Source organism: Empedobacter sp. UBA5528, assembly GCF_002426075.1.
Lineage (GTDB): Bacteria > Bacteroidota > Bacteroidia > Flavobacteriales > Weeksellaceae > Empedobacter > Empedobacter falsenii_B.
Window position 1 is genome coordinate 127945 of the sequence record NZ_DINY01000030.1, and the last position, 17021, is coordinate 144965.

Here is a 17021-nt window from a genome sequence, read left to right on the forward strand (position 1 = left end):
TATAAAAATTTTTAAACGAAAGGAGATATTGACAAAATGTCTCCTTTTTTTATTCAACAAAGTCAAAAAGTCAGTTTTTAGGTTTTATTTCTACTTTGGAATTTTTTTTGATGAAATACAGCAAACAAAACCAATATAAAAAACTAAAAACCAATGGATTTTAATCAATTTACAATAAAGGGTCGTGAAGCGATTCAAGCAGCGCAGCAAATTGCAGTTGCACAAAAAAATCAAGCAATAGAACCAGCTCATATTTTAGGTGGAATGATAGATGTTGATGAAAACGTGTTATCATTAATCTTAGAAAAACAAGGTGTAAAAATGGATATGTTGAAACCTGAGTTGGATTTAGAAATCAATAAATATCCAAAAATAGAAGGTCAACAAGGAAATCATCTTTCCAATTCATCTAACCAAATTTTGCAATCTGCACAAGAAATTGCAAAAGAGATGAACGATGATTTTATCACCTTAGAGCATTTATTATTAGGTATAATCAAGAATGTATCGCCTGTAAGTCAGTTATTAAAAAATAGAGGTGTAACATTCGACAACACAAAAAAATTAGTAACAGAATTGAGAAACGGAGAAAGAGTAACTTCTGAAAACGCGGAAGGAACATATAATTCATTAAACAAATACGCTAAAAACTTAACAGATTTAGCAAAAGAAGGAAAATTAGATCCTGTAATTGGACGTGATGAAGAAATTCGTCGTGTTTTACAAATTCTATCACGTCGTACAAAAAATAACCCAATCCTTATTGGTGAACCAGGTGTTGGTAAAACCGCTATAGCAGAAGGTTTAGCACATCGTATCATCAATGGAGATGTTCCTGAAAATCTTTTGAATAAACAAATTTTTTCATTGGATATGGGAGCTTTGGTTGCTGGTGCAAAATACAAAGGTGAGTTCGAAGAGCGTTTGAAAGCCGTTGTGAAAGAAGTAACCGCTTCGAATGGAGAAATAATTTTGTTCATCGATGAGATTCACACGCTTGTTGGTGCTGGCGGCGGCGGAGAAGGTGCAATGGATGCTGCAAATATCTTGAAACCTGCTTTGGCTCGTGGCGAATTACGTTCGATTGGTGCTACAACTTTGAATGAATATCAAAAATATTTTGAAAAAGATAAAGCTTTAGAACGTCGTTTCCAGAAAGTAATGGTAGAAGAACCAGATGAAGAATCGGCTATTTCTATTTTGCGTGGAATCAAAGATAAATACGAGCAACACCATAAAATTGGAATTAAAGACGAAGCAATTATTGCGGCTGTAAAATTATCAACACGTTATATTACAGATCGTTTTTTACCAGATAAAGCCATCGATTTGATGGACGAAGCAGCTTCTAAGTTGAGAATGGAAATGAATTCTAAACCAGAAGATTTAGATAAATTAGATCGTAGAATTATTCAATTAGAAATCGAAATTGAAGCGATAAAACGCGAAAATGACGAGAAAAAATTGAATCTTTTAAAAGAAGAATTATCTAATCTTCAAGATGAAAGAAATCAATTGAATTCGAAATGGGAAGCGGAAAGAAATCGTGCCGATGAAGTTCAAGATTTAAGAAAATCTATCGAAAATATCAAATTCGAAATTGAGCGTGCAAAACGAGATTACGACTATGCAAAAGCTTCCAAATTAGAGTTTGAAGATTTAGTTAATGCAAAAAATAATTTAGAAGAAGCTGAACATAATCTAGAAGAAAATAAACAAAATAAACTGGTAAAAGAGTTTGTTGATGCGGATGATATTGCAGAAGTTGTATCGAAATGGACAGGAGTTCCGGCTCAGAAAATGATGCAATCTGATCGCGAAAAATTATTGAATTTAGAAAACGAATTACACAAACGTGTTTTAGGTCAAGAAGAAGCAATTATAGCAGTTTCTGATGCCATTCGTCGTTCTCGTGCAGGTCTTAGTGACGAAGGAAAACCAATCGGTTCGTTCTTATTCTTAGGTTCAACTGGTGTTGGGAAAACTGAGTTGGCAAAAGCCTTAGCCGAGTTCTTATTCGATGATGAAAATGCAATGACTCGTATCGACATGTCCGAATATCAGGAGCGTCATGCAGTTTCTCGCTTGGTTGGGGCACCTCCGGGTTACGTTGGTTACGACGAAGGTGGTCAGTTAACAGAAGCGGTTCGTCGCCGTCCTTATTCAGTTATTTTGTTGGACGAAATTGAGAAGGCACATCCAGATGTTTTCAATATTTTGTTACAAGTTTTGGATGACGGACGTTTGACAGACAACAAAGGTCGTGTGGTTAACTTTAAAAATACGATTATCATTATGACATCGAATTTTGGTTCTCATACGATTTTGGATAAATTCTCAAACATTGACGAAAATAATGTGGCACAAGTTTATGATGAAACAAAAGATGTCGTTTTTGAGGAATTGAAACAAAACTTTAGACCAGAATTTTTGAATCGTATTGATGAAATTATTTTGTTCCGTCCATTGAGTGAAAATCAAATTTCTGGAATCGTGAATATCTATTTAAGCGGAGTTGCGAAGAAATTAGCACAACGCGATATTACATTAGATATTACGCCAGAAGCTGTCGATTATTTAGCAAGAAAAGGCTACGATCCTCAATTCGGAGCAAGACCATTGAAACGAGTTATTCAACAAGATGTATTAAATGAACTTTCAAAAGAAATTTTAAAAGGAACAATAAATGATAATGATGCGGTTTTAATCGATTATTTCGAAGAAAAACCTGGAGATAATAAATTAGTTTTCAGAACTAATCAATAAGTATTTTACGATTTTATTCATGTGTAAAAAATCCGCTCGTTGAGCGGATTTTTTTATTTCTTCTTTTTATAAAGCGGAACAGTGCTACACGCTTCACCAAACATTAACGAGCTTACAATTGGTTGTAAACGTTCAATTAACTGAATATAAGCCGATTCTGGCACAGGTTTGTGAGAGCAACCTTTCACTATTATTTTTCCATCAACATAATCTTCATAAGGCAAATGATCTACAATTTCTGTGTACAAAATCGTATCCAAATCTTGCAAACTTCCATGTACAATTCGTTTCGCAATTGGCGACAAATAGGTTGCAACCAACAAATAAGCCCAAGACGGAACAATCGCATCCGCAGTACACGTTAACGCTACATATTTATCTTGATATTGTGTCCAATCATGATTTTTAAGATTTTCTCTAAAATCCTTTTCTCTAAGAATCAATTCTTCATATAACCAATCTTTCAAGTCAAAAACAACACGATCTCCATCAGGATAATAATCCTGTAAATCAATTGTTACTAAACTACTATTGGCAACTTTATTTATAATTTCGTCTGACATTTTTCTTTGTTTGAAAGAGTAAATTTACGCAATAAAAAACATTGAAATCTACTCCACTTATAGATTTCTCCTATCTTTGTAAGAAGAAAAATGATTTCCATTGAAATACTATATCATTGCAGGTGAAGCTTCGGGCGATTTGCACGCATCGAACTTAATGAAAGAATTAAAATTAAAAGATCCACAAGCTGAATTCAGATTTTGGGGAGGAGATTTGATGCAAACGCAAGGCGGAACTTTAGTCAAACATTACAGAGATTTGGCGTTTATGGGTTTTGCTGAAGTTGTAATGAATTTGAGAACGATTTTAGGAAATATTTCGGTTGCTAAAAAAGACATCGAAGCTTATCAGCCAGATGCAGTTATTTTAGTTGATTATCCTGGTTTTAATCTCAGAATTGCTGAATTTGTAAAAAGTCTTGGAATTAAAATTTACTATTATATTTCGCCACAAATTTGGGCTTGGAAAACTGGTCGAGTTCATAAAATCAAAAAAGTTGTCGACAAAATGTTTGTGATTCTTCCGTTCGAAGAAGAATTTTATCAACGTTACAATTACAAAGTAGATTTTGTCGGAAATCCATTATTAGATTCGTTGAATAATCTTCCGCCAATTGATGAACAACAATTTAGAAAAGATCATAATTTAGACGAAAGACCAATTATTGCTTTACTTCCTGGAAGTCGAACACAAGAAATTAAAGTCAAATTACCTTTGATGCTTTCAGTGGAAAAAGATTTTCCCGATTATCAATTTGTTGTGGCTGGTGCACCATCTCAACCAATCGAAAATTATAAAAAAATTGCAGGCAACAACTTGAAAATTGTTGAGAATAGAACCTATGATTTATTACGAGTTTCTCATGCAGCCTTGGTTACATCAGGAACAGCAACATTAGAAACTGCTTTACTGAAAGTTCCAGAAGTTGTTTGTTACAAAGGAAATGCTATTTCGTACGAAATCGGAAAACGTGTTGTAAAAAACATTCGTTTTATTTCGTTGGTAAACTTGATTATGGACGAAGAAGTAGTGAAAGAGTTAATTCAATATGATTTAACTTACGAAAATATCAAACGAGAATTAGATTTAATTTTAAATTCTCCTAAACGTGAAAAAATCATGAAAAGCTACGAAGAATTGTATCATAAACTTGGTGGAATTGGCGCTTCAGAAAGAACCGCTTCACTAATTACTGAGGACTTAAAAAAATAATTAAAAAAAAGTAAAAGTTTGACGCAACCTTTTATTGTTTTTTTAATCTTGTAAGCTATAGATGTCATTCAGATCTAATTATTAAAATGTTTCAGGATTGACTTAATTAAAGTTTACACCTATTCTAACAAAGTAATCCTCTTGATTTTCAAGGGGTTTTCTTATTCTATATATTAATTTCTTATTCTTTCACGCAACCTTTTCTAAAATCTATATCTTATTTTTATAACGATTAAAACTCATACAATGAAATTAATGAAAAGATTAAGCATGTTTGCTTTGGTAGGTATTTTAGGTTTATCAACATTTAGTTGTTTAAATAATGATGACTCAGATTATATGAATTATGGTTTTTTAGCAACAACGGCAATTAATGTTCATGAAGACTCTATTCAGCCAGTAGGAAAAACTACAAATATTCGAGTAACGTACGAAAAAACAAATTCTTGTCAAAATTTTATTCAATTTAGCTCTTTACAAGGAAGTACAACTTTTAAACACAACATTGGTGTTTATGCAAGTCAAAGTAATGGAAACTGCACGCAAAATACTTCGTACGAAACAAAAACTTTGAAGTTTACACCTAAAGAAGCTGGTGAGTACACATTAAGATTTTGGACGGGAAATAAACCAAATTCAACTGAACCAATTTATGACTCAATTGTGTTAAATATCAAAGAAAAATAAAGTCCAATAAGTTTTGAATAGTGACTCTCTTGAAATTTTAATCAAGCAATGTCAAGAACAAAATAGAAAAGCTCAAGAAGAAATTTATGTTGAGTTTTCACCTGTTTTGTTCTCGATCTGTCTTCGTTATGCCGAAAATTATGAAGATGCGCAAGATATTTTTCAAGAGGGTTTTATTCATATCTTCAATAAAATAAATCAATTCAAATTCGAAGGATCTTTTGAAGGTTGGATGAAACGGATAATGGTAAATCTTAATTTAGAAAAACTAAAAAAGAAGAATAATTTACCTTTTGAAGATTTCGAAAATCTCATTATCACACAGGAAGATGACGACGAAGTTGAAGAAGATTTTGATTATCAACAGTTGTTAGAAGCCGTTCATAATCTTCCACCACAATATAGGCAAGTTTTTAACCTCTACGTTTTTGAAGAATATTCGCACCAAGAAATTGCAGAAATGCTGACCATTTCGGTTGGAACTTCAAAATCAAACTTATCAAGAGCACGAAATTTATTAAAACAAAAACTCAATCAATTAAAAACTGTCACAGAAGATGAACAAATTTGATCAACATATTAAAGATAAACTCTCGCAACCACAACTTCCTCCTTTGGATGCTTGGAAAAATATTCAGGAGAAATTAGACGAGAAAGAAAAGAAAAAACGAATCATTCCTTTATTTTATTGGATTGGTTCTACTGCGGCATGTTTAGTTGTGGGAATTTCTATCTATTATTTTAATCAAAATGATACAATTAACGTTAATCATATGCCGACTAATGAAGTTGTAAAAACAAAATCGACTTCTAAAGAATCTATCAAAAAAGATTGGAATAATATTGAACATACAAATGAAAAGTCTTTTGATAATAAGATTGTTTCTTCTGTAAAAAAATCTTCTAAATCAAATCAAAAAACAATTCAAAGTTCAAGTTCATATTTTGAAAATATAATTGGAGAATCAACTTTATTTTCGAATACAATTCCAAATCAAAAAGAAGATAAAACACTAGAATTATCTCAAAAGAATTCAACTCAAAAAGATAATTTTGTACAAAATAATTCTTCAATCAATCCAAAAAATGAAGTTTCTGAAAAAGAAACTAATCCTAAAATTTTAGAAGAAAAACCATTAGAATTAGTTCTTCAAGAAGAGGAAAAAAAGAAAGAGAAAGTAGAAATCAAACAGAAATCTCCACTTCTGACGATTTCTTCGTACATCAATCCAACAAAAGTGTTAGAATCAAAATCTATTTTAGCAAATGAATTTAATGATTACAACATCAAAAATAACATTACAGTTGCTTATGGCGCAAAAGTTTCTGTTCGATTAAATGATAAGATAAATGTTCGTTCGGGAATTGCAAAAGTTGAGTTGGAACAAAATACAACCAATATAAATTCGGGAATCAATACAGGTGTTTATGCACTTTCTGCAAGCATGCCAAAATCATCTAACAATATCACATATCATTCGAATATTCGAGTTGTAGGTGATAATATATCACATACAACAATGACCATGTTGTCTTCTGAAACCAATACTATGGAACAAAAAGTTCATTACATCGAAGTTCCATTAGAAGTTGAATATAAATTGGCAAGTTTTGATAAATTCAATATTATAGCAATAGCGGGAGGAAGTTATTTTGCTGTAACGAAAAATTCTATTTCATTAGCTGATACTAATACAAGATCAAATTATAAATTAGGCGAAGCAAATAACTTAAATAATTCGAGTTATAGCGCTAACGCTGGAGTTAAGTTAGAGTATAATTTATCAAATAAATCAAGTATAAATTTGGAACCAAATTATAGATATATGCTAAATCCATTGAAAAATGTAGATGCTAAAAATCCTTCTTTATTAGGATTGAATTTAGGTTTTTCAATTAAATTTTAACAAAAAAAAGACGAAGATTATTCTTCGCCTTTGTTATTGTTTAATTTGATTACAATTGTATTATTTTCTTCAGTCATTTCCACTTTGGCTTCCTCAAAAGTTGGCTCACGCAAAATAGGATCTAAATTCTTAGAAAAACCATACGGTTCTTTACGCACACCCAAAAAACTTTTATCAAGCTGTTTATTATTGTTCGTATCCAAATACACTTTTACCGCATAAAATGTTGGCTCAATATCTTTAAAAACCGTTTCATACCTGTCTATATCAGCAACTGGAACGTACAATTTTTTGAATGCATTTTGACCTTTTGTATAATTTTCTACATTTCTATAAAACTCTATAGCCAAATTTCCTTTCATTTTCTTAAGGTTTGTGATTGATAGTTTTACATCAATTTGAGCCATTGCCATTTGAGTAAAAAATAACACAATTAATATAAGAATCTTCTTCATTTTTTTTTATTTTTTTAATCAATTCGTTTACAAATAATTAAAACCTGCTATTTGTAAAAAAATTTATAAATTATTAGGATGAAAAAGTATCTCTTTTTTACCCTAACAATTTGTTTCTCAATCGGAATAATTTTATCCGAATTATTAATTCCTGCTACAAATTTACGAATTATATTTTTTTCATTAATTACTTTACTTTTTATCTCTTTGTTAAAAAATAATAATCGTCAAAATATAATCACTTTTTTAGGCATTTCGATGATTTTAGGCTATTATATTCATCAAAATTATAATCGACATTCAAAAATTGATTTCGAATCTGTTTCGAAAATTCATTTACTAAAAGTCGTTTATAGTTCTAATTCTACCGAAAAATATACCAATTACGTTGTAAAAGATATTGAAACGAATGAGCAAATTTTACTTCATATCAAACCTCAACAACAAATTTTATATCCCAATGATGAAATCATAATTTTAGGAGAAAAAAGAGAAATCCAAGAACCGTTAAATCCATATCAATTTGATTATAAACGTTTTTTAAACAGAAAACGAATTTATTCTCAAATCTTTACAAATGAAATTATTTCTATTCACAAAGAAGGAAATGGATTTCGAAATTGGGTTGCCAAATCGAAAGTCAAGATTCGAAAAGAACTAACAGAACAAGGTTATTCCCTTGAAAGTAGAGCGATTATTTCGTCTATGCTTTTGGGTGATAGAACAGAGCTTTCGCAAGAACTCAATCAAAGTTATGTAGCAACAGGAGTTGTGCATATTTTATCCATTTCTGGTTTACATGTGATGATGATTTACATGATTTTACAATTCGTTTTACAACCATTATTAAAGCTAAAACAAGGTCGAAAAATTAGAATAATTATTAGCTTAATATTTATCTGGATCTTTGCTTTTTATGTCGAATTACAACCGCCAGTTTTTCGTTCTGCGTTGATGATTACCATTTATTATATTAGCGAATTACTCAACCGACCAAAAAATATTTTTCACACACTTTCACTTTCTGCTTTTATCATTCTAGTTTTTCAACCTAATTATTTGTTTGATGTTGGCTTTCAATTGAGTTTTTCAGCGGTCTTTTTCATTGTTTGGCTCAATCCAATTTTTGAGTATTATTGGAAAGTTAAAAATAGTTTCCTGAAGAAAATCAAGATTATGATTGAAACAAGTTTATCTGCTCAATTAGGAACTTTACCAATTTCGGTCTTGTATTTTAATCAATTTTCAGGATTGTTTTTATTTGGAAATTTAGTCTTGATTCCTGCTTCCTTTTTTATGATTTGTGGCGGAATAATTAGTATTCTTCTCATCATTTTCGATCTTAATATTCCAATCTATACATGGATTTTCAATCATTTTATCTATTACTCAAATCAATATATTTATTGGTTAGCGAACTTCAAGTTTATTGCAAAAGATGTTTACATCAGTTTATTTACCGCAATTTTGATTGGCGTTATTTTATATGCATCAAAACCATTGTTCCTAAAAAAATCTAAACTAGCATTATTTGTTTGTTTAATTTCTTTATTTCTAATTCAAGTGGAACGATTTCACCAAATTAATCAACTCAATCATTCGAATGAATTAATCGTTTTTAATCAATACAAGAATAGTATTATCGGCATAAGAAATCAACGAAGTTTAAGCATTTTAAGTGAAAATCCTTTAGATGAAAAAACATATAATTTTACGATTAAACCATATAAAATCCACGAAAGAATAAAAGATGTTAGTTTCTACTCTTATGATTCAGACTTTAAACATCAACATTTTATCAAACATCCAAATTCTATTGAAACGAAGTCATTTAAGCTCTTATTAAATGAAGAACATTCTGATATTCCTTTTTATGTGTTAATTCATCAATCAAATCTTTATCCTTTCGAAAATAATGAAAATTTAAAAAGGGTAATTGCTGATGCCAGCAACTACCCTTCTATTGTTACAGAACTCGAAAAAACTTCTGATTCTGTTTTATGGAAAACCTCTCAACAAGGTTATTTCTCGATTAAATTTTAATATCGTTTATGAAATCTGTTGAACTACGATAACCCAAAACGACTTTGTTGATATCTCCTTTTCCGTTCATCAAAACAGTTGCAGGATAACTCAATTGTCCGTTTGTAAAGGCATATGCCATATAATTCGCTTTAGCAGGCGCAATATATGTGTACTGAATTCCCATAAATTTTACCATATCCTTTGTTTCTGCATCAAATTTTACCGCAATGTAATTTTTGTTTACATAATCTGCGACTTTATTATCTGTAAAAGTTTCTTTGTCCAAACGCTTACAGAATCCACACCAAGTTGTATAAAAATTAATCAATACAGGTTTTTCTGGATGTGCTTTTATTTCCTTTGTTGCTTCGTCTAATGATAACCATTTAATTTCTTGTCCGAAAAGAAATGATGATAAAATTAGGGCAGCGATTGCTAAGCTTGATTTCATAAATTTCAATCTTTATTATTTAACTCCGTGCATCAATTTCTTCATAACTGGATTTAATGCGATAACGATTAAACCTGCTACAATTGGTACAATTGTAAAAATTAAGAAGAAAGTTGATAACGAATATTCTTTTGTAATATTTTCGATTTGACCTCCTAAAATGGCTGCCAATTTGTTACCAATTGCAATTGCAAGGTACCACATTCCGAACATAAATGCAATCATACGTGCTGGAACTAATTTTGATACGTACGAAAGTCCAACTGGAGATAAACAGAGCTCGCCCAATGTATGGAACAAATAAGCTAATACTAACCAGATGATAGAAACGCGAACGCCTTCTGAAATTCCGTAAGAACCGAAAGCTAAGAATCCGAATCCGATTGCCATAATGATTAATCCTAAACCATATTTTACAGAAGCTGATGGGTTGTATTTAGAATCCCAAACACGAGAAACTAATGAAGCTAATGCAATGATGAAGAAAGAGTTTAATGTAGAGAACCAAGAAACGGTAATTTCTACTTGAGAATCTTTAATCTCTGCTACTTTCGCAGGAACAACTTCAGATGGTTTGTTTTGATTTTTATATTCAGTATCTAATTTCACTAAACTTTCTGGAGAAACTAATACAAATTTATCTCCTTCTTTGTGAATGCTAATATCTGAACCTTTTGTTAAAGCGTCTTGAGAAGCTAAATTAATTGTTTCAGTAACAATTTTATCTGTAGAATTTGCAACATAAGAAGCCGTAACTGGTGTTTTATCAAAAACAGGTTGACCTTCTTCGTTCATCACTTGTTTACCAGAGTCGTCTAATTTAGCCGTTTCAATTGCTTGGTAAGAAACATCGTAAGAGTGAGAAGTCCAGTTATAGTTTAACATCCAAATTGCAGCAGCCCAAATTCCTAAGAAAGTAAACGCTAAAACAACATTAGATAAAGCCGCTTTTTTAAATGTTTGTTTTGCTAATAAAATCAATACATACGAGATGAACAATAATGGAACAACTGTTAATAATGTATTGAAAACGTTGAATGCCATTGCAGCACCTCCAATTAAGTTACGTTCTGTATTATCACGCGCAAAGATTACTAATGATGTAGCTCCTTGTTCGAAAGACATCCAGAAGAAGATAACGAAGAAAGCAAAAATAATTACCGCAATCATACGATCACGAACCACTTTTGTATAATTTGCCAAACGACGAATTACCACAAAGAAGAACAAGAATAATGCTACTAAAATAACGACATTTTGTCCTGATAATCCTCCGATAGAGAATGGGAATAAGTTAATTCCACCAATTGCATTTAACGGATCATTGAACGCATATCCTAATCCTAAAAGCGTCATAATAACGATCAATACTTGATCTAATACTGTAAAAGGATTTGGTTTTTCTCCTGGTTCGTATTTTGGTGTATCATCATCAGCAGTAATTTGATTTCCTGTTTTTGAAGGAACTTCACCAATATGCCCAAATAATGGTTTTGCTAACCAGAACTGTAATGTTCCTAATAACATGAAGATTCCAGCTAAACCGAATCCCCAGTGCCATCCTACTTTTTCTGCTAAGAATCCACATAACATCATTCCGAAGAATGCACCAGCGTTAACTCCCATGTAGAAAATTGTATAAGCACCATCCTTTTTCTCAGGAAAGTCTTTGTACATTTCTGATAAGATAGATGTCATATTTGGTTTAAAGAATCCTGTTCCGATAACCAAACACGCCAATCCTAAATATAAAAAGATAGGTGTATCAAAAGCCATGAATGCATGACCAAGAGTCATAATAATCGCACCAATTACAACTGCCCATCTATAACCTATGTATTTATCGGCAATAATACCTCCAAAGATGGGCGTAATGTATAATAACATTGCATATGTTCCATATAAAGCAGTTGCTTTTTCTATAGACCATTCCCAACCTGGATTTAACCCAATAACTGCAGCTGTTAAAAACTGAATTAATAAAACGCGCATTCCGTAGAATGAAAAACGCTCCCACATCTCTGTAAAGAAAAGCACGAACAACCCTGACGGATGCCCAAGTACTTTTGAATCAAAGAAATTTTCTGATTTTGAACTCATGTTTGTTTGTTAAAAGTATTTCTTAAAAGTTATTTTACGTCTTGCATTAATTTGCGAATTAATGGGGATAAAGCGATTAATAATACACCTGCAATTAAAGCGTATATTCCCAAATCTTTGTAGCCATCAGTATAGGCAATCAATTTTGACATTAAAGTTCCTCCTGTATTTGCTTCAGACATTTCTGCTCCAATTTTCCCTGCGAAAAACTGACCAAAAGCACTTGCTAAAAACCACATCCCCATCATCATTCCAAATAGTTTTTGAGGAGATAGCTTCGTAATAATTGACATACCGATTGGACCTAAACATAACTCTCCTAGAGTAATTACTAGCCAAGTAAAAGTGAATAAATTAAGAGATGATTGTCCTGTATCGTTTACAAAGAATCGTAAAGAATAAAATAAAAAGAATCCTAATGATAAGAATAAAAACCCTATTCCGAATTTAATAATTGTATTAGGTTCTATTTTCTTTTTAGCTAACCATATCCATAACAATCCTGCTAATGGACTTACTATGATTATAAAAAATGAATTAGCACTATTATTAATAATATTTGGATCAATTTCGAAGAATAGTAAATTATGTACTAAGTTATCTTTTGCGAAAAGAGATAAAGAACCTCCACTTTGTTCATAAATAACATTAAAAATCAAATACATAACAATAAAAATAAAAGCTGCTAAAACTTTTTTCTTATAACTATTATTTAATTTTAATATCTCGAATCCTAAATACAAAAGCGCAGCAATACCAATTCCGTACATAAAATAATCGGTTAAATCACTTCTATGAATTAAGAAATATATTAAAGGTAATATAACTATTGCACCAACGTAAACAGCTGTTTCTTTAAAAGTCCTTTTTTGTATACTATCTTTTTCTAATGGAGTGTTTCCTATAGGTTCTAAACTTTTTTTAGTAGCAAAATAAGTTATCAAACCAATCACCATTACAATTGCTGCTGCTAAGAAACATAAACTCCAAGAGTAATATTTTCCCAAATAAACACACAAAGCACCTCCTAAAAGACCTCCTATATTTATTCCGGCATAAAACATTCCATAACCTGCATCACGTCTTACATCTCCTTCTTTATACAATTCACCTACCATTGATGATATATTGGGTTTAAAAAAACCTGTTCCTATAATGGTGCAGGTAATTCCTACATAAAACATTGTATGAGGATCATAGGCAATGATTAAATTTCCGATGACCATAAAAAGACCTCCAAAAACTAAAGACTTTTTGAAACCTAATATTTTATCAGCGAAAATACCTCCAATAAATGTAAATGCATAAATAAATGCTTGTATTGCGCCATATTTCAAATTAGCATCTTTTTCTAAAAGACCTAGTTGGTCTGTCATAAAAATTGCTAAAACACCTCTCATACCGTAGAAACAAAAACGTTCCCACATTTCTATCGTAAACAAATACCAAAGCTGTTTGGGATATTTTCCTTCAAAGTTTTGTATTTGATCCAACGTTAATTTTTGACTCATGATTTTTTAACTATGCACTAATATATCCTTTAGATTTTATTAGCAATCAACGAAAGTAAAAAAAACCTCCGACAATGCAGAGGTTTTTTTTATTTAATGTATGATTTTTGTCAATTTGAATAATGTTTCATCTTATTCATTGGCGTATTCTAATAAATACAGCTTTTTTCTTACAAATTCTTCTTGATAAAGTTTGTCATTTTACGGTAAAGCTGAATACGCGTGTTTCCACCATAAATCCCGTGATCTTTATCTGTATAAATGGCCATATCAAAATCTTTGTTCGCTTGTACCAAAGCTTCTGATAATTCGAATGTGTTTTGTGGATGCACATTATCATCAGCAGAACCAGAAATTAATAAGAAATTACCTTTCAACTCGTTTGCATAATTAATTGGTGAATTGTCATCATAACCAGATGCATTTTCTTCTGGTGTACGCATAAAACGCTCTGTATAAACAGAATCATAATAACGCCAGTTTGTTACAGGAGCAACAGCAATCGCCGCTTTGAACACATCATTTCCTTTGAATAATACATTCGAAGCCATGAATCCTCCATAAGACCAACCCCAAATTCCGATACGAGATTTGTCCACATAAGGTAATTTACCAATTTCTTTTGCCGCAGCAATTTGATCTTCTACCTCATATTTTCCTAATTGTAAATACGTTTGCTTCTTGAAATCTTCTCCTTTGTATCCCGTTCCACGACCGTCAACACAGAAAACGATATAACCTTCTTGTGCCAACATCATGTGCCAATAATCATTTGAGTTGAAATACGCATTATTTACATTCTGAGAACCTGGTCCAGAATATTGATACATCAAAACTGGATATTTTTTGGTTGGATCAAAGTTTTTTGGTTTGATTACGTAAGCATTTAATTCGTTTCCTGCTGTCGTTTTCAACACAAATAATTCTTTTGTTCCAATATTATCTGTAGTCAATTTATCTTTTAAAGAAGTATTGTCAACGATAACACCCAAATCTTTTCCAGATTTAGATTCAACCAAACTAATTGTTTTTGGAGTTGTTGTATTCGAAAAAGTATTAATGAAATACGTAAAATTCTTACTGAAAGCAGCCGAATTTGTTCCATTATTTTTCGTCAACATTGTTGTTTTCTTACCATCTAAACTAACCGAAGAAATTTGTCTTTCTGTCGAAATACGTTTTCCATTATTTGAGTTTGATTGATAATAAAGTGTTTTATTACCAGGATTATACCCATAGTAATTCGTTACCTCCCAATCTCCTTTCGTCACTTGGTTAATTAGCTTTCCGCTATCTGCATAATGGTAAATATGGTTATTTCCATCGCGCTCAGAAGTCCATAAGAACGAATTATCTGCTAAAAATTCTAATGTTAAATTATCCGTTTCTATCCACGCTTTATTTATTTCAGTAAATAATTTATTTACTTTTTTCGTGTTGATATCATAAAACGAAACATCTACATTATTTTGATGACGGTTAGACGTTACAACCGTTAATAAATTCGCTTTTGTAGAGAACTTAATTTTAGGAATATAATAATTCTGAACTCCGCCTAAATTAACATTTGCAGTTGAGTTATTCTTCGTATCAAAAACATGTAACGAAACTTCCGAATTGTCTTGTCCTGCTTTTGGATATTTGTAACGTAATTCTTGTGGATAAAGATTATTGTGGTAAATCGGAATATTAATTTCTTTGACTTTCGATTCGTCAAAACGAACATAAGCCAAAGACGTTCCATCAGCATTCCAATCAAAATTTCTTACGAAACCAAACTCTTCTTCATAAACCCAATCGTTGATCCCGTTGATAATATTATTCTTTTTACCATCCGTTGTAACTTGAATTACCTTGTTCGATTTTAAGTCTTGAATGTATAAATTATTCTCAAAAGCAAAAGCTACCTTAGAAGCATCTGGCGAAAACAAAGGCTCTTGAATTCCTTTTCCATCAAATAACAATACTTTCGATTTTGTTTGTGTATCATACACTTCAAACTTTGCTGTAAACGAATGGCGATAAATTTGGTGCGAATTAGTTTGCAATAAAACGTAACGCTCATCAGAACTAAATTCATAACCTTCAAACTTTCCAGGAACGACAACTACATCAGAAGTCTGACCTTTTTTCAATGTCGATTCATACGAACGTTTTACCAATCCGTCTTTTGTAAGAATTGTATAATTTTCTCCATCATTCAATGAATTTACACCATATAATGAGTTTTCTCGGTATTTACCGCCATATATCCCTTCAATGGTTATTTGTTGTGCATAAGAATAAGCACCCATCGCAAGGATAGCCAAACTTAAAATAAATTTTTTCATATTAATTTTCTAATCATGTGAGTTCAAACAATCAAATATAAACAATTCTATTTTCTCAAATAACACATTTCCTCGAATAATCCATTATAATCGTTCATATAAACGAAAAACTCTTCACTATTTTATATTTTAAACAATTTACAGATAATCGTATTTCATCATTTTTATCAAGAATATTATTAATTCAATCAAAACAATTTAAAATAATCAAATATTTGTAATATAATCATTTAAACAATACAAATTACATTTTTCACAAAAAGTGACCACAAATGTCCGGTTTTGTCCACATTTGTCCACTTCTGTCCTCCAGTATTTTTATCAACAATATGTTTTAGTTAATTGAAACTCCTATACAAACCTCTGTATATCTATGTTTCACATCATCTCGAAAAATAGCTCATTTTACTCTTGTTCGACCATCGTTCGACAAACTTGCGGAAAAATGCACCTTTGCGAGGACAATGGTCGAAGAACGGTCGAAGAAAACACGAATAAACTCTATAGAGATTTATAAAAAAAATAATAACGTTGCAGTAAAAAATTAGTACGAAAGAAAAATAATTTTGTCTGATATGAATACCTTCACTCAACGATAAAATGCGTCTTTCAGAGCATTTTAAATTACAAATTTGTTTATTCAAAACTGCACTCTCACGCAATCAGTGTTTTAACCTAAAAATCTTTGGTGTATAATAATGATTATGTTTAATAGACCTTAATAATGTAAATATTGTTTATTTTCTATTTGAAAAATGATTTCTTATTCCTTTCATCATGTTAAGATAAATAAGTCTTATACCTTTTCTTATACTGTATTTTTTTTAGGATTTCCAAATCAAGATGAAACAAATGATGGAAGAAGAATGAATTGACAAACGAACACAGTTGCCAATACTTTTATTCAACACGTAATAGGGTCGATTAATAAACTAATTTTATCAATTTGATAGATATAAAAAAAGGATTTTTAAAACAAAATCCTTTTTATAGGCAATATCCAAAAAACTGTG

The 17021-nt window shown here is 31.0% G+C and carries 12 protein-coding genes; 6 read left to right on the forward strand and 6 right to left on the reverse strand.

Annotation, left to right across the window (positions count from 1 at the left end; genetic code table 11):
• Positions 1-153: 153 nt before the first annotated feature.
• Positions 154-2766, forward strand: a complete 2613-nt coding sequence (gene clpB / locus B4L98_RS07110; protein WP_180905441.1) for an ATP-dependent chaperone ClpB — start codon at positions 154-156, stop codon at positions 2764-2766.
• Between the two features lie 53 nt (positions 2767-2819).
• On the opposite strand, the gene B4L98_RS07115 is transcribed toward clpB, so the two are convergent.
• Positions 2820-3329, reverse strand: a complete 510-nt coding sequence (locus B4L98_RS07115) for a DUF2480 family protein (RefSeq protein ID WP_221855726.1) — start codon at positions 3327-3329, stop codon at positions 2820-2822.
• 100 nt (positions 3330-3429) lie between these two features.
• Between B4L98_RS07115 and lpxB the strand changes: the two genes are divergently transcribed.
• From lpxB to B4L98_RS07135, 4 genes are all read left to right on the forward strand, one after another.
• Positions 3430-4542, forward strand: coding sequence for a lipid-A-disaccharide synthase (lpxB, locus tag B4L98_RS07120; RefSeq protein ID WP_286494960.1), 1113 nt, complete (start codon positions 3430-3432; stop codon positions 4540-4542).
• A 246-nt stretch (positions 4543-4788) separates the two neighbouring features.
• Entirely contained in the window at positions 4789-5229 is a 441-nt protein-coding gene (locus B4L98_RS07125; RefSeq protein WP_180905443.1) for a hypothetical protein, read from the forward strand.
• A 13-nt stretch (positions 5230-5242) separates the two neighbouring features.
• Positions 5243-5800 (forward strand): RNA polymerase sigma factor, encoded by a 558-nt coding sequence (locus B4L98_RS07130; protein WP_038333274.1) that lies wholly within the window; start codon positions 5243-5245, stop codon positions 5798-5800.
• Positions 5787-7136 (forward strand): outer membrane beta-barrel protein, encoded by a 1350-nt coding sequence (locus B4L98_RS07135; RefSeq protein ID WP_291077892.1) that lies wholly within the window; start codon positions 5787-5789, stop codon positions 7134-7136. Before B4L98_RS07130 ends, B4L98_RS07135 begins: the two co-directional genes overlap by 14 nt.
• 17 nt (positions 7137-7153) lie before the next feature.
• On the opposite strand, the gene B4L98_RS07140 is transcribed toward B4L98_RS07135, so the two are convergent.
• Positions 7154-7591, reverse strand: coding sequence for a DUF2141 domain-containing protein (locus B4L98_RS07140; protein WP_291077894.1), 438 nt, complete (start codon positions 7589-7591; stop codon positions 7154-7156).
• Between the two features lie 78 nt (positions 7592-7669).
• On the opposite strand from B4L98_RS07140, the gene B4L98_RS07145 reads away from it, so the two are divergent.
• Entirely contained in the window at positions 7670-9634 is a 1965-nt protein-coding gene (locus tag B4L98_RS07145; RefSeq protein WP_291077896.1) for a ComEC/Rec2 family competence protein, read from the forward strand.
• Here the strand turns inward: B4L98_RS07145 and B4L98_RS07150 are convergent.
• The 4 genes from B4L98_RS07150 to B4L98_RS07165 all read right to left on the reverse strand — a co-directional run bounded on the left by B4L98_RS07150 (position 9624) and on the right by B4L98_RS07165 (position 16008).
• Positions 9624-10067: a thioredoxin family protein gene (locus B4L98_RS07150; protein WP_125348917.1), complete on the reverse strand. Its 444-nt coding sequence runs from the start codon at positions 10065-10067 to the stop codon at positions 9624-9626. The two genes, B4L98_RS07145 and B4L98_RS07150, sit on opposite strands and share 11 nt — an antisense overlap.
• A gap of 15 nt (positions 10068-10082) precedes the next feature.
• A complete protein-coding gene (locus B4L98_RS07155; RefSeq protein ID WP_219034010.1) occupies positions 10083-12167 on the reverse strand; it encodes a peptide MFS transporter in 2085 nt (694 codons plus the stop codon).
• A 29-nt stretch (positions 12168-12196) separates the two neighbouring features.
• A complete protein-coding gene (locus B4L98_RS07160) occupies positions 12197-13678 on the reverse strand; it encodes a peptide MFS transporter (protein ID WP_291059789.1) in 1482 nt (493 codons plus the stop codon).
• 170 nt (positions 13679-13848) lie between these two features.
• Entirely contained in the window at positions 13849-16008 is a 2160-nt protein-coding gene (locus B4L98_RS07165) for a S9 family peptidase (RefSeq protein WP_291077898.1), read from the reverse strand.
• Positions 16009-17021: the final 1013 nt, after the last annotated feature.